Below are 23,331 nucleotides of genomic sequence, written 5' to 3'. Positions count from 1 at the left end.
CAGCGGTTACTCCAACATGAACAACAAAGTAAAGCGTTCAACCGTAGATAATCCATACCCATAATGGAAGCATAATTGATCCGGCAATGGCACTGACAATCATGGAAACTGAACTGAGGGCTACCGCATTCTCTCCATATTCAAAAGACCTTGCCATGCCGAGGGCATGAGATGCTGAACCCAGTCCAATTCCATAGGCATGTTTACTGCGGACTTTGGCCCATTTCAAGAGCATCGGCCCCAATAATATCCCTGAGAATCCTGCAATCATCACAAAAAGCGATGTGAATGAGGCATTCCCTCCAACCTGATTAGCGAGTTGAATAGCCACAGGAGTGGTCACGGATTTTGGCAATAAAGCGATGACCATTTCCTGAGGATAGCCAAGCAGAATGGCGATTAAAGCCCCTGTAGACACACCTGTAATACTGCCTCCGATCGTTCCGCCCACAATTGGAATGATATTTTGCTTCAGCACATGCAGGTGTCTGGACAAGGGAAAAGCGAGAGATACAACTGCTGGGCCCAAGAGCTCCTGTATCCATTTGCCACCCAGCATGTACGTATCCAGCTTTATACCGGAAATCACCAAGATAAGGATCAGTATGGCAGTCGTTGTAAGTACAGGCATAAGTATTGGCCATCTCAGCCTTTTATATAGACGAGTGGCTGGAATATATACAGCGATAGTTAACGCGATCATTCCAATTCCGAGGATGAATGCTGACAAGTGATCGCCTCCTTTTTGCCTGAATGAGACGATCTCCATGTCATAAGCCACTCACTTAATTTGGCAGATATCAGACATGTGATTAATGTACTAACGATCAAACCCAGTACTAATAACAAGGTGTTGGCTCTAAAAAAATCAAAATGATTAATAATGCCCACAGTTGGCGGGATGAACAATAATTGCAGATGAGATTGAAGCCACGTCGACCCTTCTTCTCCCCAGCTCATTTTGATCCATCCCAGTTGAATAGTGACAAACAATACCAGCATGCCCACAATACTACCTGTTAACGGCAGATGTAATACAGCTTGAATCAAGTTTCCAATCCAATAAAAACCGTACATCAACAAAACTTGCAGGACTATTCCTGTATATTTTTTTAGCGGAATACCCAAAGTGTTCCCTTCTTTCTTATGTCTATCTGTATAAGTTGAACTAGAGTGGATCTTCATACCTGCCGAAAGCAGGAACGTAACTGAACGTGTCTGGAGCAGAGCACGGGGCGGAGCGCTAACGACCCTGTGACGTCTTATTCAGCGATTTGAAGCGTCCGCAGCAATCTAAGGAATCTGAAACACGCTATATTGGAATAACCAGCCGTTTACAGCGTGTTTGTTGGGTGAATTTGGTTAATAACATGTCTCAGGTTCCTTACAAAATAAAAGGAGGACTCGAAGGCCCAAATAAGACGTCCTCGGTTCCTTAGAAAATCGTCTGGACAATTCGCCAGGTCAGCAATCCTTGACTTCAAGATGTTGAACCTGACATTCTTCAGCGTATTGCATGCCTGAGTTTTGAAGACACACCCTAGCAATTAAAATAATGACCAAGAGACCCTCACATATGTAGGGTCCGATATCGCTATCCGTATTGGTCATATTGCCTACCTATTGGTGAATGCAATTCAGATCTTCATGTATTCCCTTCATTCCTTCATAACCTTCAATACCTGTAGAGATGCATCAGATACCCCATGAAACTTTGCACCCTCATCCCGAAGGAGGTGTATACGAGCCACCATCGATGTACTAATACGTTCACCAGAATATACAAGCGGTATCCCTGGAGGGTATGGAATAACCATCTCGGCTGATCTACAACCCGCGCTTTCTTCTATCGGAACATTGATCGTATCCATCTCTACAATCGGTTGCAGTGTAAAGGAAATCGGTTCCGAGTGGCAAGTATTTTCTTGTAAATTGTTCCACGTGGAAATATAATGGGCCGAACCTTTCGCAATCTGTTGCGATGGCTCTGCATTGGATTGGACCTGCTCATGCCCATCGGCAGAGCTGATATGGTGTAAAGCCTGCAACAGGTGCTGAGCATCTTGCACCGTTGAGCCTAGGCTGAAGAGCAAGACGACGTACCGTTCGTCGCTCATCTCGGGCACACAGCCGCATGCTTCCAGCTGCTGCTGTAGCCCATAACCGCTCAGCACCCCTGTGCCGTCATAGATGACGGCCTTGAATGGGTCCTGAGCGGTATACCCCGCGGCAGATGGCATCGCCGCCGCGGTCAGGCCCTCCCGTGTCTGCTGCGCAGCGGACACGGACAAGCCAGCCGGCTTCGCTGTTCCGGCTGGCGTTTCTGGCTGCAGCGGCTGTGCAGGCTGCAGCAACTGGAAGCGCGGCAGCTCCGCGAGGCCGCGCTTAAAGGCTTTCACGGCGGCGAGCCCCGCCGTGAAAGTGTCCGCGCCCTGCACGTGCAGTAGCCGGCGCGCAAGATCAAGCGAAGCCATCACAGGGTAGGATGGGCTTGAGCTTTGCACCATGGCCAGGCGCTGCCTTAACAGGGACCGGTTTAACCGCGGTCCCTGAATGTGCAGCATGGCACCCATGGTGAAAGCCGTCAGCATCTTATGCGTTGACTGCACAACACCGTCTGCTCCGCAAGACAGTGCAGAGACAGGCAGCTCCGGATGCTGCCCATAATGCGCGCCATGCGCTTCATCCACGAGCAGTGGCATGCCAGCAGCGTGGCATACTTCGGCTATGGGCGTCAGATCTGCGCCCATGCCGTAATAATTGGGCAACGTGACTAATACGCCCTTTGCCTCAGGGTAGGACTGGACAGCAGCCTGAACCGTCTCTACCGACGGCATGACCGCAAGTCCAGACGCAGGATCGACCCACGGCTCCAGAAATACAGCTCTTGCGCCCGCCAGCATCAAACCGTGAATAACAGATTTGTGCACATTCCGTTGCACCAGCACAATACTGTTTGGCTCATCACACACAGTTAGCAATAGAGACAAATTACCAGCCGTACTTCCACCCACAAGGAAGAAACTCTCCTCTGCTCCAAAACAATCTGCCGCAAGCTCCTGCGCTTCCTGGATCACACCTTCTGGATGATGCAAATCGTCGGTGCCCGTAATCTCCGTGACATCCATCTCCATCATCTCCAGAAATGAACGCACTGGTGTCAGTTCTATTTCCGAATGAGCCCCTTCATCGCTGAGTCGTTCCCCACTCCCCATGTCAGCCCCATGTTTCTCCACTGAACTGAATTGCTCTATCCTTCCGTTAACGTTCCCTCCTGCATCGCTCTGAATCTCTCCGTTGTGCTGGTGTTCCTCATTAACGATATCCTTAACTGGAGGTTGCCCTGCTTCTGCTTGTTCTACCAAATGTCGATAAGCTTGACCATTCTTATGCCCAGGCACATGAAAAGAACGCTGCTTTGAATCACGATACGCAAGCAACGCTTCATATAAAGGGGCTCTACTTGATTTATTTTTATGATCCATGAAATAACCATCCTGTACATATATAATGTGCGCCCTACGCGCTTCAAAATGCTTCCTAATCCAAGGGGACGCACTTCTTCCCCATCTCCACACGCTCTACTGCAAATGATCTATACCATTATATCAGCATACGCCTTCCCAAGATGGCAAACAAGACATTCTCTTCTCTTAAAAACAGAAAAAGGCCCATTGGGCCTCTATACACATCAGCATCGTTACAATGTGATGTTTCGCTTCTACTTCTATTAGCAACATTTATTATGCGTTTTTTTGTACCCAAATTTGCTTCATTTGATGAATAAAATAATTGTACTTGGCATCCTGCGCGTCGGTATGAACCATTTCTGCTTCACAAGTGTCACATATGAATTCAGATACAATAAAAATGCCTTCTCTTTTTCTTTGCTCGCAGATAATACATGTGTGTTCGGCATGTTCTTCCATGAACCATCCCACCTTGTTTTACGTTTACTATCAGTATTGCACAGTTTCTATTATTTTAAACATTTTCATAGTGCTTTCTTTCTATAAAATATATATATTCGCCCACCCCCTCGTGGGTGTCTGTACCGAAAAATACATTCATTCTCCCTACAAGAACATTCACCTGCTTATGTATGTACAGTACTCCTACAATCCATCGCATTTACCTCTACATCACGTATCTCTTGGTCTGACTCAAACTTATATTCAATTTCCTTAAAAAAACTTGGAATCCCAGCCGATATATAATACATGATAACGATATCAAAGCCTGACAGCCCGTGTATTCGGGAGTATACTGAGATAAGCTCCGTCGAATCTCAATATCTTGTACAATCGTTATGGCGTCAGATACAAGGTTCATATACATACATGCATGATTCATTCCCTTTTACTCGTGTAAGAAAAACGAATACCTACCCCACACAAACGTGAATCCGAAGGAGGATATATAATCGTATGATCGCCGAACCGGAGAATAAAGCAACATTTTATCAATACCGGCTTCTGAAAAAAAAGGCTATCGCCCGCAGTGTCATTTATAGCTATCTGTGTCTGCCGGTCATCATGCTCTTATTCAATCTACTCGCATTCTCCTGGACTGGCCTCTTCTTTTTTGTACTGGCAGGTCCAGTCACCATCTGGATTCATTATGTCATTGCCAGAACCATATTACTTCTGGTCCGTACATCTTACGCCAAACGCTGGCGCTGGAATCTGCGTATGCCCTGGTTAGGTTATATCCCTGATCAGCATTTTAGCTTCCGTATGTTTGTCCGGGTACACCTTAACATGAGTTGGATTGGACTATGTATCATTACAGTATGTTTGATATGGTCGCCATTGTCCTTCACCCTCTCGCTGATCTTCTGGCATTTGTGGTTGCTGGGCCCTCGCTTATATGTTGTAATGGTTCTCTCCCGCGAGCGCAAAGACGGACTTATCAAATTGAATGAACAAGATGTCTCATACTATCTGCAATAACACTCCCTCATTTATGCAGTACTCAATGTAATTCACTTACTTGTAATACATAACCGCTGACCCTTCAAATAATCTGATACAAAAACATGATCGTTGTATCGTTCAGTTGACTCAGCCTCACATGCTCAAATAAAGGTTATCCACTGTGGATAACCTTTATTTATTGTTCCTTTCTCATCCATTATCCACAGTATGGGTATAGTAAAATGAGTTATCCCCATTCGAGTCTCCGTTCTTCTCCTCTTTTCCTCCCGCTGCTCCATTCCTTCTGAACCTGTATGACCTCTGATCCACCATACGTGATAGCTTCTCCCATCATTACTAAAGCCTACTTCGCTAAATAACAAAAAGCCCCCGTTCAAGTACACGGGAACTTTACTATATTTTAAGGAACATCACAACGTTAATTAATCATATACAACCTTACCCGCAACAGCTCAATCGTCTTCAGCCAATGATTTAACTGTCGTTTGAGTAGCATCATTTCTAGGAACCATTAGTGTAAAGGAACCATCATGTACTGCTAAATGCACAGTATGTCCTTCCTTTGCAAATACACGCAAGGTACTGGATTCATTGGATGTACCCTTGGCTTGCCTCTCTGTCCAACCCCAGCTTTTAATCTCGTCTAGATATACCTCAGGCAAGCTAGTACTCTCACTAATACCAGACAGCGTATATCGAACATAATCCATGTCCGAATTATTTTCAGACTGGTCAGATTTATTCGCTACTTTAGGCACCGGAAAACTCTTCTCGTTCACCGCACCTTCATATGAAGTCCATACAGATCCTGATGCTTCACCGCATCCTGCTAGAACAACGGTCAAACAAAGCAACAGAAATGATTGTAGTCCAAGTCTCCGCCAACTTAACACACACACCCTCCTTTTCACAGCTGCACATTCCAGCTCTGTGGTCAGGTACTTTTAGCATATTTAACATAGTCCTATTATACTGGTTTTGCCGCTGTTATCCGTAACAAAAATGTTACCTTCCAGTATCGATCATGTCAGAGCTTCCACTTATCATACTTAATCCTTATAAACAAATAAAAACCACCACCGAATAACATCGGCAGTGGTTCTTCGCTTGGCGGCGTCCTACTCTCCCAGGACCCTGCGGTCCAAGTACCATCGGCGCTAGAGGGCTTAACGGTCGTGTTCGGGATGGGTACGTGTGGAACCCCTCCGCCATCGCCACCAAACGCATAGCTTAATTAACATTTCAGAGTTGTTGTTCTCTGAAAACTAGATTCGAAACGAAACATGCGAATTATCACTTGCTATTGGATAAGCCCTCGACCGATTAGTACTGGTCAGCTCCATGCATTGCTGCACTTCCACCCCCAGCCTATCTACCTCGTCGTCTTCAAGGGGTCTTACATACTGGGAAATCTCATCTTGAGGGGGGCTTCACGCTTAGATGCTTTCAGCGTTTATCCCGTCCGTACATAGCTACCCAGCGGTGCTCCTGGCGGAACAACTGGTACACCAGCGGTACGTCCATCCCGGTCCTCTCGTACTAAGGACAGCTCCTCTCAAATTTCCTACGCCCACGACAGATAGGGACCGAACTGTCTCACGACGTTCTGAACCCAGCTCGCGTACCGCTTTAATGGGCGAACAGCCCAACCCTTGGGACCTACTTCAGCCCCAGGATGCGATGAGCCGACATCGAGGTGCCAAACCTCCCCGTCGATGTGGACTCTTGGGGGAGATAAGCCTGTTATCCCCAGGGTAGCTTTTATCCGTTGAGCGATGGCCCTTCCATGCGGTACCACCGGATCACTAAGCCCGACTTTCGTCCCTGCTCGACTTGTAGGTCTCGCAGTCAAGCTCCCTTATGCCTTTGCACTCTTCGAATGATTTCCAACCATTCTGAGGGAACCTTTGGGCGCCTCCGTTACTCTTTAGGAGGCGACCGCCCCAGTCAAACTGCCCACCTGACACTGTCCCCGCACCGGATTACGGTACCAGGTTAGAACCTAGATACGATCAGGGTGGTATCCCAACGTTGCCTCCACACAAGCTGGCGCTCATGCTTCAAAGGCTCCCACCTATCCTGTACAGATCGTACCCAAATTCAATATCAAGCTGCAGTAAAGCTCCATGGGGTCTTTCCGTCTTGTCGCGGGTAACCTGCATCTTCACAGGTATTAAAATTTCACCGGATCTCTCGTTGAGACAGCGCCCAAGTCGTTACGCCATTCGTGCGGGTCAGAATTTACCTGACAAGGAATTTCGCTACCTTAGGACCGTTATAGTTACGGCCGCCGTTTACTGGGGCTTCGGTTCACAGCTTCGGGATTACTCCCTAACCACTCCCCTTAACCTTCCAGCACCGGGCAGGCGTCAGCCCGTATACTTCGCCTTACGGCTTCGCACAGACCTGTGTTTTTGCTAAACAGTCGCTTGGGCCTTTTCACTGCGGCCCCCTCGTGCTATTCACACTACCGGGGCACCCCTTCTCCCGAAGTTACGGGGTCATTTTGCCGAGTTCCTTAACGAGAGTTCTTCCGCGCGCCTTAGAATACTCTTCTCGCCTACCTGTGTCGGTTTGCGGTACGGGCACCTTCACCTGGCTAGAGGCTTTTCTTGGCAGTGTGAGATCATGACCTTCGCTACTATAATTTTCGCTCCCCATCACAGCTCAGCCTTACAATGTGCGGATTTGCCTACACATCAGCCTTACTGCTTAGACGGACATCCATCAGTCCGCGTCACTACCCTACTGCGTCCCCCCATTGCTCATAACGGCTTACGGTGGTACAGGAATTTCGACCTGTTGTCCTTCGACTACGCCTTTCGGCCTCGCCTTAGGTCCCGACTTACCCTGAGCGGACGAGCCTTCCTCAGGAACCCTTAGGCTTTCGGCGGATCAGATTCTCACTGATCTTTTCGTTACTCATACCGGCATTCTCACTTGTATAATGTCCAGCGCTCCTTACGGTACACCTTCAACCCTTATACAACGCTCCCCTACCCCTGATGCAAAGCATCAAGCCATAGCTTCGGTGGTGTGTTTAGCCCCGTTACATTTTCGGCGCAGAGTCACTCGACCAGTGAGCTATTACGCACTCTTTCAATGGTGGCTGCTTCTAAGCCAACATCCTGGTTGTCTGTGCAACTCCACATCCTTTCCCACTTAACACACACTTGGGGACCTTAGCTGATGGTCTGGGCTGTTTCCCTTTTGACAATGGATCTTAGCACTCACTGTCTGACTCCCGGAAGTAAGTCTATGGCATTCGGAGTTTGACTGAGCTTGGTAACCCTTGCGGGCCCCGCACCCAATCAGTGCTCTACCTCCACGACTCTGTTTTCCGAGGCTAGCCCTAAAGCTATTTCGGGGAGAACCAGCTATCTCCGAGTTCGATTGGAATTTCTCCGCTACCCCCACCTCATCCCCGCATTTTTCAACATGCGTGGGTTCGGGCCTCCAGTGCGTGTTACCGCACCTTCACCCTGGACAGGGGTAGATCACCCGGTTTCGGGTCTACGTCCACGTACTATGTCGCCCTATTCAGACTCGCTTTCGCTGCGGCTCCGGCTCTTCACCTTAACCTTGCACGGGAACGTAACTCGCCGGTTCATTCTACAAAAGGCACGCCATCACCCCTAAAACGGGCTCTGACTTTTTGTAAGCACACGGTTTCAGGTTCTATTTCACTCCCCTTCCGGGGTGCTTTTCACCTTTCCCTCACGGTACTGCTTCACTATCGGTCGCTAGGAAGTATTTAGCCTTGGCAGATGGTCCTGCCGGATTCATACGGGGTTTCACGTGCCCCGCACTACTCGGGATCCGTCTCGGAGGGAACAGACTTTCAACTACAGGGCTTTTACCTTCTTTGGCGGGCCTTTCCAGACCTCTTCGCTTAACCGGTTCCTTTGTAACTCCATGTGAGACGTCCCACAACCCCAAAGAGCAAGCTCCTTGGTTTGGGCTTCTCCGCGTTCGCTCGCCGCTACTGACGGAATCACTATTGTTTTCTCTTCCTCAGGGTACTTAGATGTTTCAGTTCCCCTGGTATGCCTCTGCACAACCTATGTATTCAGTTGTGAGTAACTGGAAATTACCCCAGCTGGGTTTCCCCATTCGGACACCCCCGGATCAAAGCTTGCTTACAGCTCCCCGAGGCAGTTTCGTTGTTCGCCACGTCCTTCATCGGCTCCTAGCGCCTAGGCATCCTCCGTGTGCTCTTAGTAGCTTAACCAGTTTGCTCCGGTTTTGACTGCTCGTTTCCCTTGTTTTGCTTGCGCAAAGCCAAAAGTCACTCCCATCCAATACCATCGCAAAAGCAATTAAGTACCAATTTATTAAACTTGTTTAACACAAGTTCAGCTAAAAAGGAATGTTCTAATTCGCGTTTGTTTCGTTTCGATATCTAGTTTTCAAAGAACAAGCTCCATGCAAAAGCAAGCTGTTTGAGAGTTTGAGCTCTCAAAACCGAACAACGAGTGAGTTAAAAGCTTTACGAAGTAAAGCTCGCTTCGGAAGCATGCTTCCTGAAGACTTATATTTGAATGTTTCCGTTGCAGGAAACGATTCTCCATAGAAAGGAGGTGATCCAGCCGCACCTTCCGATACGGCTACCTTGTTACGACTTCACCCCAATCATCTATCCCACCTTCGGCGGCTGGCTCCTTGCGGTTACCCCACCGACTTCGGGTGTTATAAACTCTCGTGGTGTGACGGGCGGTGTGTACAAGACCCGGGAACGTATTCACCGCGGCATGCTGATCCGCGATTACTAGCAATTCCGACTTCATGCAGGCGAGTTGCAGCCTGCAATCCGAACTGAGACCGGCTTTGTTGGGATTGGCTCCATCTCGCGATTTCGCAGCCCGTTGTACCGGCCATTGTAGTACGTGTGTAGCCCAGGTCATAAGGGGCATGATGATTTGACGTCATCCCCACCTTCCTCCGGTTTGTCACCGGCAGTCTATCTAGAGTGCCCACCCGAAGTGCTGGCAACTAAATATAAGGGTTGCGCTCGTTGCGGGACTTAACCCAACATCTCACGACACGAGCTGACGACAACCATGCACCACCTGTCTCCTCTGTCCCGAAGGAAAGGTACATCTCTGTACCGGTCAGAGGGATGTCAAGACCTGGTAAGGTTCTTCGCGTTGCTTCGAATTAAACCACATACTCCACTGCTTGTGCGGGTCCCCGTCAATTCCTTTGAGTTTCAGTCTTGCGACCGTACTCCCCAGGCGGAGTGCTTAATGTGTTAACTTCGGCACCAAGGGTATCGAAACCCCTAACACCTAGCACTCATCGTTTACGGCGTGGACTACCAGGGTATCTAATCCTGTTTGCTCCCCACGCTTTCGCGCCTCAGCGTCAGTTACAGCCCAGAGAGTCGCCTTCGCCACTGGTGTTCCTCCACATATCTACGCATTTCACCGCTACACGTGGAATTCCACTCTCCTCTTCTGCACTCAAGTCACCCAGTTTCCAGTGCGATCCGGGGTTGAGCCCCGGGATTAAACACCAGACTTAAATGACCGCCTGCGCGCGCTTTACGCCCAATAATTCCGGACAACGCTTGCCCCCTACGTATTACCGCGGCTGCTGGCACGTAGTTAGCCGGGGCTTTCTTCTCAGGTACCGTCACCTTGAGAGCAGTTACTCTCCCAAGCGTTCTTCCCTGGCAACAGAGCTTTACGATCCGAAAACCTTCATCACTCACGCGGCATTGCTCCGTCAGGCTTTCGCCCATTGCGGAAGATTCCCTACTGCTGCCTCCCGTAGGAGTCTGGGCCGTGTCTCAGTCCCAGTGTGGCCGATCACCCTCTCAGGTCGGCTACGCATCGTCGCCTTGGTGAGCCGTTACCTCACCAACTAGCTAATGCGCCGCAGGCCCATCCCCAAGTGACAGATTGCTCCGTCTTTCCAGTTTCCTTCAGGCGAAGAAAACAATTATTCGGTATTAGCTACCGTTTCCGGTAGTTGTCCCAAACTTGAGGGCAGGTTGCCTACGTGTTACTCACCCGTCCGCCGCTAACCATCAGAGAAGCAAGCTTCTCTTCAAGTCCGCTCGACTTGCATGTATTAGGCATGCCGCCAGCGTTCGTCCTGAGCCAGGATCAAACTCTCCAATAAAGTATTGAAAAGAGCGATAAGCTCATTTTGAATCTGACGAGATTAAAAATCTCATTTGTGCTCCAGTCGATCCAAGCCAAGGCTTGTTTCAAACTTTCGCGTTCATTCTGCAAGCAGAATGTTTACTCACTCGTTGTTCAGTTTTCAAAGATCAAACTTGTTTCGTTACCGAATGTCGTTCTCTTCAGCAACTCTTATATAATATCATGTCCGCACCAACTTTGCAAGCTCTTTTTTTAAGTTTCTTTCGAAGCTCATTTCAACCGCTTGCCGCACCGTGTAAACCGTGTTTTCTTGGCCGGAATTAGAATATATCATGTACAGATTTCAATTGCAAGTCTTTTTTTAAGTAATTATATATCTTTCTATAATCTTTCTGTTTTTTTCTACATTTCCACATTTATCTCACGTAAAAGGCCTCTCTATAAAAGAAAGACCCTCTCATCAATTTACTTTAGTATCTATTGTTATCCGATAACCTCTTGGATGTGAAGCTGCCGTTGCTGCATCAGATTAATGATGGTTCCTTCTACTGACACCATAGGCCGTGTAGGATGATCTCGATCAGAGAATACGATCTCTCCAATTTGGTTATTGCTGAGTTTTACTCGGATGCCATTATGGATCTGGGTCGACCGTTGAACAAATACTCTTACAATTGCAGGGTCCAATTTCCCAAATGCCTCACTTTGGATCTGTTCTAGGACTAGGTATGGTGATTGTGCCTTGCGGTAGATCTTCTCCAGCGTCATGGCGTGGAAAATATCAGCGATAGCTACAATCTTGGCATAAATATGAATCTGCGTCCCACTAAGCTGCAACGGGTAGCCTGAACCATCCACTTTTTCATGATGCTGCAAAGCTGCAAGTCTAGCTCCCTCATTAATGGCCTTTGCCTGTTTAAGGATCTGATAACCATATTTCGTATGCTGACGAATCTCTTCCTGCTCCGTAGCCGTCAACGTGGATGGTTTATGGAGTATCTGCGGATCTACCTTGTTGTTACCAATATCATGGAACAAGCCTGCAAAAGCCACTTGCATCCAATCCTTGGAGGGGAGATCGATCCATTGAGCCAGTTGATAGGATGTGATCGCACTCAGTACGGCATGGTGATATACATAATCATGTTCTTGCATTACTCGTGGACTGAAGGTAAGCACATTATATTGTTTGAGATGTGCAAACACTGCCTCCAACTGTGTACGTAACTCATAGACCGGTAATTCAGCCGCCAGAGAGGACAGGAAAGCATTTTTGGTTAGTCCGACCATCTTCTCATACTCATCCTGCAAAGACGTTACTACAGGAGCTGTGGTGACGTTCCCTGTCTTCCCTGCCCGTTCACCATTGTTGTCATTGGCAGAACTTCCTGCGGACACAGATGCACCTTTGGTTCCTGTACTACTCGACACCGTTCTTTCTTGTTCAATATCCACCTGTTGAATCATAAAGGCTTTGAGCACTTCCATATCCTTGGGTAAAATGACTTTTCCCTTCTGAAGCAGAACGTTGCCGCGAAGTGTTTGCACATCACTCCCAAGTTTGAGTCCTGGTTTGACTTCTGACAGGGTGATTAATCCCATGTGTATTCCCCTCACTCATCGTTCTTCTATGTTAATACAAACAAGACCATAGTCCCGGTTTTTCATGATATTTCCCATTATATTACTCAGGAATCAGGCTGTACATCCCAGATTCGGAAGAATAAAAGAAGAGATTCCTTTATACAAACAAAAGGGCTCCCCGTGGGAGCCCTCGCAATCTTCTTCCAATCTCAAAGAGATCAATCTTTATAAAATTCTATTTTATGCTTCCGAACCGGAATCGTCGTCGCCCTCAACTTCATTAACCTCAGCGTCAGAAACGGTGCCTTCTTCCAAGCTTACTACCGGAGCTTGGGACTCCTCGCCTTCCAAGCCTTCAAGCGACTCATCGTCTGGTTCCTCTTCATTTTTGTCAATTCGGCTAACTGTAGCTACTGAATCCTCGTCACGAATATGAATCAGCTTCACACCCTGCGTGTATCGACCCATAGTGGATATGCCTTCCATGCTCATCCGGATCAACGTACCGCTGGACGTGATAATCATCAGATCCTCTTCGGTTTTAACCATTTTGAGGCTGACTACTGAGCCGTTCTTCTCTGTGACATTAATAGTCTTGATTCCTTTACCGCCACGAGTCTGCATCCGATAATCACTGACAGGTGTACGTTTACCGTAACCTTTGGCTGTAACGATCAGAACATCAAGCTCTTTATCAACTACATCCATACCGATAACAGAGTCCTGTTCATCCAAGGTAATCCCTTTGACCCCGGTTGCGCTACGCCCCATGGAACGTACGTTACCTTCCGAGAATCGAATAGACATTCCGTGAGCTGTACCCATGATGATCTCTTGCAATCCATCGGTCAGCTTAACATCGATCAGAACGTCATCATCGCGTAAGGAAATACCGATCAAGCCGCCTTTGCGAATATTGGTGTAATCCTCAAGTGGCGTCTTCTTCACAACCCCTTGGCGGGTAGCAAAGAACAAGTATCTGTCACTTTCGAATTCCTGGACCGGAATTACGGCATTGACCGATTCGCCCTGCTCGATCTGGATCAGGTTGATAATCGGCGTTCCCCGTGCGGTACGTCCAAGCTCTGGAATCTCGTACGCTTTGAGACGATACACTTTACCTTTGTCAGTGAAGAACATGAGGTAATTGTGCGAGTTGGTCACAAACAGATGCTCGACAAAGTCGGTATCTTTCGTATCCATACCAACGACCCCACGTCCACCACGTTTCTGGCTGCGGTATGTGGATACCGGCAGACGTTTCACGTAGCCTGTATGAGTAATCGTAATGATAACCTCTTCACGTGGAATCAGGTCCTCATCCAGAATACTCTCTTCACCTACAGTGATCTCCGTACGACGATCATCGCTGAAGCGGTCGCGGATCTCTTGTAGCTCCGTACTGATAATCTCAAGCACCAGATGCTCATTGGCCAGAATTTCGCGATACTCTCTGATTTTGACCATCAGTTCGTTATATTCATTTTCAATACGTTCACGTTCCAGACCTGTGAGGCGTTGCAAACGCATATCGAGAATAGCTTGGGCCTGATCATGACTGAGTGAGAAGCGCTCAATCAAACCTTCTCTTGCTGCATCCGCATTACTTGATGAACGAATCAACGTAATAATCTCGTCGATATGATCCAGCGCAATACGTAAACCTTCTAGAATGTGTGCACGAGCTTCAGCCTTTTTCAGTTCAAACTGCGTACGTCTGCGAATAACCTCAATCTGATGCTGCAGGTAGTGATACAACACTTCGCGCAAGTTCAGGATTTTAGGTTCTTTATTAACAATCGCAAGCATGTTAATCCCGAAAGTGGATTGCATCGATGTATGTTTGTACAGGTTGTTCAGGACAACCCCCGGATTCACGTCTCTGCGAAGCTCAATTACAACCCGCATACCATTACGGTCAGACTCATCACGAAGGTCAGTAATACCATCAATCTTTTTATCACGTACCAACTCGGCGATTTTCTCAACAAGTCTCGCCTTGTTTACCTGATAAGGCAACTCTGTAACGATAATTCGTGCCTTGTTGTTATTCTCTTCGATGTTGGTTTTAGCCCGCATCGTTACTGAACCACGTCCGGTCTGATACGCCTGGCGAATGCCTGAACGGCCCAAAATGTAGCCGGACGTAGGGAAGTCTGGTCCTTGAATGTAATCCATGAGTTCCATGGATGTAATGTCCGGATTTTGAATCATAGCCTGTACACCATCAATGACCTCACCCAGGTTATGAGGAGGAATATTGGTAGCCATACCTACCGCGATCCCGCCGACCCCATTGACAAGCAAGTTAGGAAAACGAGCAGGTAGAACGATTGGCTCATGTTCTTCACCGTCATAGTTCGGTTGGAAATCAATCGTATCCTTGTTGATATCTCTGAGCATTTCCATAGCAATCTTGGACAAACGTGCTTCGGTATAACGCATGGCTGCTGCCATATCACCATCGACCGATCCAAAGTTACCATGTCCATCTACATGCATATAACGCAGGGAGAAATCCTGTGCCATCCGTACCATCGTCTCGTAAACAGCAGAGTCACCGTGTGGGTGATACTTACCGATAACTTCGCCGACGATTCTGGCTGATTTTTTATGTGGTTTATCGGGTGTCATGCCGAGCTCTGACATTGCATACAGAATACGCCGGTGAACCGGCTTCAATCCATCACGTACGTCAGGTAAGGCACGGCTAACAATGATGCTCATCGCATAATCCATAAACGATTCACGCATCTCAACGCCTATATCCCGATCTGTAATCTGAGAGTTCATTTCTTCCGCCATGCTGGACCTCCTTCTTGTCCTTCAACAAACGTTCCATTCCGTCATGCAAGAAAATTGATTATATGTGAAAAGCCTAACAAGGCTAAAACCGCGCAAGAACGCTACTCTTTATTATATTACTTTCACAAAAGTTACACAATTAAACGTCCGCTGGGCAATAGCCTTTCTTCCGGGAACTTCTGCGTGTCTGGGGATACGCCCTGCCTTCCTCCCCAATTGCACATACAATGCTAGAAAAACGGCATATGTACTGTGCCTACCGGGGCTAAAGCCATTCCCGTCCTACGATCAAACTGCAAATTGTGCAGCTCATCGCACAAAACGCCATATTTCTCTATTATACCACTGAAATCGTCTCTTGTCCTTTGATTTCTCCGTGTCTTTCCCTCTTAAGAACTGAGCAAAACATGAAAGGACTGATGCATCTTGGGTATCCAACGTGTCTCCAGCAAATGGGCCAAAACAACTGTGTTACAACGCAGTCGCATGGTGAATGAATATATCCCAGTCACCCGAAAATATAGTCGTCAAACTCTGGAACGAATGACTGAATTATTTGAGTCCAACTATATCAAACCAGACCGTGGTACTTACGGTAATGGAGTCATGCGGGTGAAAACAACCCGTTTATACGTACCTGTCGTTAATTCCGAAGATCCCACCACAGAAGCAGAGGTTCCGGAAGAACCCATTGATCGGAACCCAACTGATGAACTCGAAGCAAGTGGTATTACCTCCAGAGCTACCGAGCTCACAACAACATATCAACTCCAATACGGTACAGAGGAGAGATCATTTCATTCCCTGGATGAACTCGAACGAGCACTGAATGATCGCATTCAGGAGCGTGAGTATATCATTCAACAGGGAATCTCGCTGATGAAGCATGAAGATTTGCCTTTTGACTTGCGTGTGTTAACTCAGAAAAATCTGCAACACAACTGGGAAACAACAGGTGTTCTGGGACGTATTGCTGCCCCGGGTAAAATCATCACCAACATTCATGGCGGTGGGCGATTGGCCACGTTTGAAGAACTCGTACTCCCCCATCTTCACCAGGATGGCTTCAAAAAACTTCGCACTGAGCTGTACCGCTTAGGTATTCATACCGCTGTGCAATTGCAAACATCATTTCCAAGACTCAAAGAGATTGGTATTGATATTGCGCTAGACGAAGCAGGGCGTCCCTGGATTCTTGAAGTCAACACACTGCCAGGCATTTACGCCTTTGGCTTATTACCGGACAAGGAGGCGTATCGGAAGATCAAACGTTATGCGATTGCGTACGGTCGTTTGCCCTCCAAAAAGGGTAAGAGCTCCCGGCCATCCCCTAAAGTAAAGGCTTCATCTGCCAAAAAACGTGTACGCAGATAACAATGGGATAGGGAGATCTAAGTTTACGCCTTCCCTGTTCTTACCTTCCCTAATATAAAAAAGGCGCCCTCTCAGGCGCCTCTTCGAATATGTTAAATGTCGAGGTTTTTCACGTATTTTGCATTTTCCTGGATAAAGTCACGACGCGGTTCAACGTTATCCCCCATCAGGGTGTCAAACATGGTATCAGCAAGTATGGCATCATTAATCGATACTTGCATCATGGTCCGACTCTCCGGATCCATCGTCGTTTCCCACAATTGTCCGGCATTCATCTCGCCAAGACCTTTGTAACGCTGAACGTTGAATTTCGCATTTTCGCCGAGCGTTGCAATAATTTCATCGCGCTCTCTCTCGGAACCGGCATAACGAATCACTTTGTTACGCTCAATTTTGAACAATGGCGGTTGTGCAATATATACATAACCTGCCTCAATGATTTTACGCATGTACCGATACAGGAACGTCAGCAATAGTGTTCGGATATGAGCACCATCAACGTCGGCATCGGTCATCAAAATGATTTTGTGATAGCGTGCTTTGGCAATATCGAAGTCATCACCAATACCCGTACCCATAGCCGTAATAATTGCTCTAATCTCCGCATTACCCAAGATCCGGTCAAGACGAGCTTTTTCCACGTTCAAAATCTTACCACGCAGTGGCAAAATCGCTTGGAAATGACGATCCCGGCCTTGCTTTGCTGATCCGCCTGCAGAGTCACCTTCGACGATGTACAATTCGCTGATTGAAGCATCCTTGGATGAACAGTCTGCCAGTTTACCTGGAAGTGAGCTTACTTCGAGTGCACCTTTACGACGTGTCAGTTCACGAGCTTTACGGGCAGCTTCACGCGCACGTGCTGCTTGCAGACCTTTTTCCAAAATGCGACGGGATACGGAAGGATTCTCTTCCAGGAACTCCTGCAGCTTCTCGGCAAACAAGGATTCGACAATCCCACGCACTTCGCTGTTGCCCAGCTTGGTCTTTGTCTGTCCTTCAAATTGCGGTTCCGGAATCTTGACCGAAATAATAGCTGTCAAGCCTTCACGCACGTCATCCCCGGAAAGGTTCCCCGTGCTGTCCTTGATTACCCCCGCCTTACGGGCGTAGTCATTGATAATCCGCGTAAGGGCACTCTTGAAACCTGATTCATGCGTTCCGCCCTCATGCGTGTTGATATTGTTCGCGAAGGAATAGATATTCTCGGTGTAGTTGTCATTGTATTGCAGGGCAACTTCCACCTGGATGTTATCTCTGGAACCTTCAACGTAAATTGGATTTTCATGCAGTACTTCGCGCTTCTGGTTGAGGAAGGAGACGTATTCAATAATGCCGCCTTCATACAGGAATGAGTTGGTTGCACCTGTACGCTCATCCGTCAGTGTAAGACCAATACCCTTGTTCAGGAACGCCAGCTCACGAATACGGGCCAGCAAGATGTCATATTCATAAACTCTTGTTTCCGTGAAAATTTCAGGGTCCGGATGGAATCTAACTGTTGTTCCTGTTTCGTCGGTTGTACCGATCACTTTCAGGTCGTACTGTGGAGCTCCACGGCGATATTCCTGTTGATAGATATGTCCCTCACGTTTAACCGTTACAACCACTTTTTCAGAGAGTGCATTCACAACGGACACACCAACACCATGCAAACCACCGGATACTTTATATCCGCCGCCGCCAAATTTTCCCCCTGCATGGAGGACAGTCATAACTACCTCAAGTGCAGGACGTTTCATTTTGGTATGTTCGCCGACAGGAATACCCCGTCCGTTATCGACTACAGTCACGCTATTGTCTTCATGGATACTGACCTCGATGTGGTCGCAGTAACCTGCAAGCGCTTCGTCAATACTGTTGTCCACTACTTCCCAGACCAGATGATGCAGGCCCTTGGAACTGGTGGAACCGATATACATGCCCGGACGCTTCCGTACGGCTTCCAATCCTTCAAGGACCTGAATTTCATTCGCATCATATGACGGTTGATTCATAGACATGCCTTTCACCTACTTCTATAGATTCAATATCGTAAATATGCGTTAACTAATAATTGTTTGCTGAAATAGGCAACGTCCTTCATTTCAGCAGCTATTCAAATTTAAAGACAAGTAGCAAAAGAGATCTTTTATGCCACACAACGCTAGAGATCCGGAAAAATGTGAGCCCGCTTTTTCAGCGTGGCTGAGGAAATAGGCGAGTAGTACACAATGTTTTTGGTCACCACAATGGACTTGGCTTCCTCTTCGCCGATGTGTTCCACTGTTTTTTCCTGCTCGGCATGCGTGACATACTGCTTGGAGATCTTTGAGGATTTTTCAATCGATATATCAAAAATAGCGACCAATTCGGAAGAACGGATGATCTTCTCACCGCCCAGATGAATGTACATAAGCCCTTCACTCCTTAGCGTTCAACCTGTCCGGCATGAACGTGATAAATACTGGCATCTTTGAGCTTGTCAACGTTCAGGCTCTCGATGCCCGTAGCTGTAATAAAGGTTTGCACCTTGCTCTGGAACGTTTCGATCAGCTGCGTCTGGCGAAAAGGGTCCAGCTCTGACAGAACATCATCCAGTAGCAGGACCGGATATTCTCCGATTTCTTCGTGAATAAGTTCAATTTCCGCAAGTTTAAGGGACAACGCCGTTGTGCGCTGCTGCCCCTGCGAGCCATATGTTTGTACTTCCCGATCGTTAATGAAAAAGGACAGGTCATCCCGATGCGGCCCACTAAGGGTTGTGCCTCGGCGAATCTCCTGCTCTTTCATTTGTGATAATTTTATCATAAATTGGTCCATTAAGACAGCTTCATCTTCCTCAGTGGCTTCGCTGAAGGAAGGAAGGTAGGCCAGCCGCAAGACTTCTCCGCCTCCGGTGATCCCCTGATGAATCGTTTCTGCCCACTTTTGCAGTTTCTTTATGAATTGTTTCCTTTTTTTGACGATTTTAACACCATGCTCGACCAGTTGTTCGTTCCAGACCTCAAGCATGGTCTGGGCCGATGCCCCTTTTCCCCATAGCTGCTTAAGCAAATTATTTCGTTGAACGAGCACTTTTTGATATTGCTGTAGGTGGTACAGGTAGCCAGGTGCAACCTGTCCAATCTCCATGTCAAGAAACCGGCGGCGGACCCCCGGTGTGCCTTTTACAATCTCCAGATCCTCCGGTGCAAACATCACAACATTGAGCGCTCCGACAAAATCACTTAACTTGCGCTGCTCCAGGCCGTTAATCTTTGCTTTTTTGCCTTGTTGCGACAAAGATAGTTCAAGCTTGACCGATCCGTACTTTTTGTCAACTTCTGCTGCAAGTCTGGCACGTTCCTCACCGAAACGAATCAGCTCCTTGTCACGAGATGTACGGTGGCTCTTGGTGAGTGCAAGTACAAAAATCGCCTCTGCAAGATTGGTCTTTCCTTGGGCATTTTGCCCGATCAACAAGTTTACGGGACCAAAAGAATCCAGTCTCAGATGTTCATAATTGCGGAAATTCTGCAGATCAATGCTGTTCACAAACACGCGGTAACCTCCCTTTTATCCCGTCCGTCAGGAGGCAGCAGGATCGAACTGGTCTTCTTATTCTGCAGCAACTTCGAATGTGCCTTCTCCGTCCACTTCAACGATATCCCCAGGGTATAACTTACGTCCCCGGCGTTCCTCAGGCTCTTTATTCACACGTACAAGTCCTTCCTGAAGCAGAGCTTTGGCCATACCTCCAGTTGGGATGCAATCAGCCAGTTTCAAAAATTGATCAAGCTTAATATATTCCGTACGAATCGTAACTTGGTTCACTGTGATCTTCCTTTCGTTAGTTGGTCGTCCGATATGGCAATATCACGTAAAGGCTGTGACTGTCATCCAGCGGTTTCAAGATGATTGGACTCATGACTCCTGTAAAAGCAATCATCAGCTGCTCACTTTCAACAACTTTCAGTACATCCAGCATGTATTTGGAGTTGAACGAGATTTTTAACGGATCTCCTGTAAACTCGGCAGGTTCGATTTCTTCTCTTACTTTACCTAGCTCGGAAGAGCTTGAAGAAATTTCAACGGATCCAGAATCCATCGTTTGCATACGCACAATGTTTGTTTTCTCTTCACGCGACAGCAAATAAGCCCGGTCAATGGATTCACTTAATTTTTTTGTATCTAAAACAAGTTCTGTTTTGTATGACGTTGGAATAATTCTAGAAGTATCGGGATATGTTCCGTCCAAAATACGGGAGTAGAACAATACACGGTCGATTTTGAACAGGACCTGGTTATCTGCTACAACGATATCCACAAGGGTATTTTGATCCGGAACAATTTTGCTGAGCTCGTTCAGCGTTTTACCGGAAATGACCACGTTGTTGAAGCGGATACCTTCTGCATTATCCAGCATTGCTGATCGAGTAGCAAGACGGTGACGGTCTGTTGCCACAAATTTCAATTCGTTGTCACCCAAACTCCAGAGTACACCTGTCAGGATTGGAGTTGTCTCATGTGTGGAAATGGAGAAGACGGTTTGTTTGATCATATTTTTCAACAAATCTCCTGGAATGGAGACGGTTTGGTTTTCTTCGATGCTTGGCAGTACCGGGAATTCTTCCGGATCAAGACCTACCAGTTGAATTTCGGTAGCACCTGCGGAGATAAAGGTGTTGAAGTTCTCTTTGACTTCCATGTGCACTTCCTGTGATGGCAGCTTCTTGATGATCTCCACGAAAAACTTGGCTGGCAAAACGACACTGCCGGGTTGTTCTACCTGAACTACGCTTTTATCTCCATCTTCAAGCGGAATGAAGGATTGAATGGATATATCGGTGTCACTTGCTGTCAACGTTACACCTTGATGATTCACGTCGAATTTGATACCGCTCAGAATCGGAATCGTCGTACGGCTTGAGATCGCTTTGGATACTTGCTGTATGGAATCGTTTAAGTAGTTTTTCATTATGCTGATTTTCATGGTTTCACTCCTAGCTGATTTTTTGGGTGTTGGGGTGTTAAAAGGTGTTTTTCAAAGGCCGAAGGCTAAGCTCCGAAATGGCTATTTTGGAGATGATATCTTTAAGATCTTTTTAGTAATAATAGTAATAGGGGCACTGAATATGTGGATAAGTGGGTATAAACCCGTACACCCAAGCCTATCCACATGTGTATACGTTGTGCATAGGCTTGGGACTTGTTCAGGTTGGATTCTTTATTTTTTCGGTTAAGTTGTTGATAACTTTATAGAGATCCTGATCGTTTTTAATCGCTTGGGAGATTTTTTCGTGAGCATGTATGACAGTGGTGTGATCTCGTCCTCCGAATGCTTCCCCAATTTTGGGCAGAGAAAAGTCTGTCAGTTCACGAGAGAGATACATGGCAATCTGTCTTGGAAAAGCAACTGCCTTGGTCCGTTTCCGTGCTTTGAAATCTTCAAGCTTAAGGCTATAATACTCGCCGACCTTTTGTTGGATGTCATGAATAGTGATCATTTTGGGACGACTGGAAGGAATAATATCCTTCAGTGCTTCAGCTGCCAGATGAGTGGTTACATCTTGATTGGTCAGTGAAGAATAAGCAACGACCCGAATCAGGGCGCCTTCCAGTTCACGGATGTTGGTGTCAATCTGGTTGGCAATGTACATCATCGCTTCATTCGGAATATCCAAGTTTTCCGCACGTGCCTTTTTCCGCAAGATTGCAATCCTTGTCTCCAAATCTGGAGGCTGGATATCCGTAATTAACCCCCATTCAAAGCGAGAACGAAGTCGTTCTTCCAGTGTCGGAATTTCCTTTGGTGGTCTGTCGCTGGAGATGATAATCTGCTTCCGTTCCTCATGCAGCGCATTAAACGTATGGAAAAATTCCTCTTGTGTTGATTCTTTTCCCGCCAAGAACTGAATATCATCAATGAGCAAAATGTCGACGCTCCGGTATTTGTTACGGAAGCTCTCCCCGCGGTTGTCACGGATTGAGTTAATGAATTCGTTCGTGAATTTCTCAGACGACAAATAAACGACTTTGCTGCCCGGATCATGCTCCAGAACATAGTGTCCGATCGCATGCATCAAGTGAGTTTTACCGAGACCTACTCCTCCATACAGAAAGAGAGGATTGTAAGCTTTGGCGGGCGCTTCAGCGACCGCCAGCGATGCGGCATGGGCAAAACGGTTGCCCGGCCCGATGACAAATGTATCGAACGTATATTTCGGATTCAGCATGCTGAGTACGGCTTCTTCCTGTACAACTGTAGGCGTTGGCGCCGGTAGTTGCGGGTCCGGTTCAGCAGGCTTGTTCTCTTCGATGACAAATTTCACATCGACTTGCTTGCCAAGCAACTCGTATACCGTCGAGCCAACCAATTTCGTGTAACGGCTCTCCAGCCATTCGACGGCAAACGTGGTTGGTGCGGAAATGACGATTGAACGGTCATTCAGCTTGGTGGCTTTGGTTGCTTTGAACCAGGTGTCAAAGCTGGGTTTGCTGAGTTTGTTTTGTATGATTGATAAAATTTGCTGCCATAAATCAGAAGTATGGCTGTCCAC

The 23,331-nt window shown here is 47.2% G+C and carries 15 protein-coding genes and 3 rRNA genes; 2 read left to right on the top strand and 16 right to left on the bottom strand.

Annotated elements, in window-relative coordinates; translation table 11 throughout:
- Nucleotides 1–37: 37 nt before the first annotated feature.
- The 4 genes from ACETMN_RS00090 to ACETMN_RS00075 all read right to left on the bottom strand — a co-directional run bounded on the left by ACETMN_RS00090 (nucleotide 38) and on the right by ACETMN_RS00075 (nucleotide 3,929).
- A complete protein-coding gene (locus ACETMN_RS00090; protein ID WP_083657392.1) occupies nucleotides 38–730 on the bottom strand; it encodes an LrgB family protein in 693 nt (230 codons plus the stop codon).
- Nucleotides 700–1,050: a CidA/LrgA family protein gene (locus ACETMN_RS00085; protein ID WP_164783413.1), complete on the bottom strand. Its 351-nt coding sequence runs from the start codon at nucleotides 1,048–1,050 to the stop codon at nucleotides 700–702. Before ACETMN_RS00085 ends, ACETMN_RS00090 begins: the two co-directional genes overlap by 31 nt.
- A 608-nt stretch (nucleotides 1,051–1,658) precedes the next feature.
- Nucleotides 1,659–3,485, bottom strand: coding sequence for an aminotransferase class I/II-fold pyridoxal phosphate-dependent enzyme (locus ACETMN_RS00080; RefSeq protein ID WP_091018353.1), 1,827 nt, complete (start codon nucleotides 3,483–3,485; stop codon nucleotides 1,659–1,661).
- Between the two features lie 258 nt (nucleotides 3,486–3,743).
- Nucleotides 3,744–3,929, bottom strand: coding sequence for a sigma factor G inhibitor Gin (locus ACETMN_RS00075; protein WP_017691396.1), 186 nt, complete (start codon nucleotides 3,927–3,929; stop codon nucleotides 3,744–3,746).
- Between the two features lie 498 nt (nucleotides 3,930–4,427).
- On the opposite strand from ACETMN_RS00075, the gene ACETMN_RS00070 reads away from it, so the two are divergent.
- Entirely contained in the window at nucleotides 4,428–4,952 is a 525-nt protein-coding gene (locus ACETMN_RS00070) for a hypothetical protein (RefSeq protein WP_091018355.1), read from the top strand.
- A gap of 437 nt (nucleotides 4,953–5,389) precedes the next feature.
- Here ACETMN_RS00070 and ACETMN_RS00065 read toward each other — a convergent pair whose 3' ends face one another.
- The 6 genes from ACETMN_RS00065 to gyrA form a co-directional block, all read right to left on the bottom strand.
- Complete coding sequence (locus tag ACETMN_RS00065) at nucleotides 5,390–5,830, bottom strand: hypothetical protein (RefSeq protein ID WP_017691399.1); 441 nt, start codon at nucleotides 5,828–5,830, stop codon at nucleotides 5,390–5,392.
- A 212-nt stretch (nucleotides 5,831–6,042) separates the two neighbouring features.
- A 5S ribosomal RNA gene (gene rrf / locus ACETMN_RS00060) occupies nucleotides 6,043–6,159 on the bottom strand.
- Between the two features lie 81 nt (nucleotides 6,160–6,240).
- A 23S ribosomal RNA gene (locus ACETMN_RS00055) occupies nucleotides 6,241–9,168 on the bottom strand.
- A 342-nt stretch (nucleotides 9,169–9,510) separates the two neighbouring features.
- Nucleotides 9,511–11,063, bottom strand: a 16S ribosomal RNA gene (locus tag ACETMN_RS00050).
- The 16S, 23S and 5S rRNA genes sit together here, the layout of an rRNA operon.
- Nucleotides 11,064–11,530: 467 nt before the next feature.
- Nucleotides 11,531–12,649, bottom strand: coding sequence for an HD-GYP domain-containing protein (locus ACETMN_RS00045; RefSeq protein WP_091012181.1), 1,119 nt, complete (start codon nucleotides 12,647–12,649; stop codon nucleotides 11,531–11,533).
- Nucleotides 12,650–12,871: 222 nt separating this feature from the next.
- Entirely contained in the window at nucleotides 12,872–15,436 is a 2,565-nt protein-coding gene (gyrA, locus tag ACETMN_RS00040; RefSeq protein WP_091012183.1) for a DNA gyrase subunit A, read from the bottom strand.
- Nucleotides 15,437–15,862: 426 nt separating this feature from the next.
- Between gyrA and ACETMN_RS00035 the strand changes: the two genes are divergently transcribed.
- A complete protein-coding gene (locus ACETMN_RS00035) occupies nucleotides 15,863–16,810 on the top strand; it encodes a YheC/YheD family protein (protein ID WP_091012185.1) in 948 nt (315 codons plus the stop codon).
- 92 nt (nucleotides 16,811–16,902) lie between these two features.
- Here the strand turns inward: ACETMN_RS00035 and gyrB are convergent, their stop codons facing one another.
- The 6 genes from gyrB to dnaA form a co-directional block, all read right to left on the bottom strand.
- A complete protein-coding gene (gene gyrB / locus ACETMN_RS00030) occupies nucleotides 16,903–18,813 on the bottom strand; it encodes a DNA topoisomerase (ATP-hydrolyzing) subunit B (protein ID WP_047841032.1) in 1,911 nt (636 codons plus the stop codon).
- Nucleotides 18,814–18,956: 143 nt separating this feature from the next.
- Nucleotides 18,957–19,205 (bottom strand): extracellular matrix regulator RemB, encoded by a 249-nt coding sequence (gene remB / locus ACETMN_RS00025; protein WP_017691405.1) that lies wholly within the window; start codon nucleotides 19,203–19,205, stop codon nucleotides 18,957–18,959.
- A gap of 14 nt (nucleotides 19,206–19,219) precedes the next feature.
- Entirely contained in the window at nucleotides 19,220–20,332 is a 1,113-nt protein-coding gene (recF, locus tag ACETMN_RS00020; RefSeq protein WP_411735624.1) for a DNA replication/repair protein RecF, read from the bottom strand.
- A 57-nt stretch (nucleotides 20,333–20,389) separates the two neighbouring features.
- Complete coding sequence (gene yaaA / locus ACETMN_RS00015; RefSeq protein ID WP_036611994.1) at nucleotides 20,390–20,605, bottom strand: S4 domain-containing protein YaaA; 216 nt, start codon at nucleotides 20,603–20,605, stop codon at nucleotides 20,390–20,392.
- Between the two features lie 16 nt (nucleotides 20,606–20,621).
- Nucleotides 20,622–21,764: a DNA polymerase III subunit beta gene (dnaN, locus tag ACETMN_RS00010; RefSeq protein WP_091012188.1), complete on the bottom strand. Its 1,143-nt coding sequence runs from the start codon at nucleotides 21,762–21,764 to the stop codon at nucleotides 20,622–20,624.
- 220 nt (nucleotides 21,765–21,984) lie between these two features.
- A complete protein-coding gene (gene dnaA / locus ACETMN_RS00005; RefSeq protein WP_036611990.1) occupies nucleotides 21,985–23,331 on the bottom strand; it encodes a chromosomal replication initiator protein DnaA in 1,347 nt (448 codons plus the stop codon).

This window comes from Paenibacillus sp. M2 (genome assembly GCF_046713495.1).
Lineage (GTDB): Bacteria > Bacillota > Bacilli > Paenibacillales > Paenibacillaceae > Paenibacillus > Paenibacillus amylolyticus_B.
Note: the sequence above shows the minus strand (reverse complement) of the source record. Positions and strands in the feature narration are given on the sequence as shown.

Bases quoted from the DNA above. Each gene is read 5' to 3' on its own strand.
- ACETMN_RS00045 (WP_091012181.1), bottom strand. From the start codon at position 12,649: ATGGGATTAATCACCCTGTCAGAAGTCAAACCAGGACTCAAACTTGGG.
- gyrA (WP_091012183.1), bottom strand. From the start codon at position 15,436: ATGGCGGAAGAAATGAACTCTCAGATTACAGATCGGGATATAGGCGTT.
- gyrB (WP_047841032.1), bottom strand. From the start codon at position 18,813: ATGTCTATGAATCAACCGTCATATGATGCGAATGAAATTCAGGTCCTT.
- dnaN (WP_091012188.1), bottom strand. From the start codon at position 21,764: ATGAAAATCAGCATAATGAAAAACTACTTAAACGATTCCATACAGCAA.
- remB (WP_017691405.1), bottom strand. From the start codon at position 19,205: ATGTACATTCATCTGGGCGGTGAGAAGATCATCCGTTCTTCCGAATTG.
- ACETMN_RS00070 (WP_091018355.1), top strand. From the start codon at position 4,428: ATGATCGCCGAACCGGAGAATAAAGCAACATTTTATCAATACCGGCTT.
- ACETMN_RS00075 (WP_017691396.1), bottom strand. From the start codon at position 3,929: ATGGAAGAACATGCCGAACACACATGTATTATCTGCGAGCAAAGAAAA.
- ACETMN_RS00080 (WP_091018353.1), bottom strand. From the start codon at position 3,485: ATGGATCATAAAAATAAATCAAGTAGAGCCCCTTTATATGAAGCGTTG.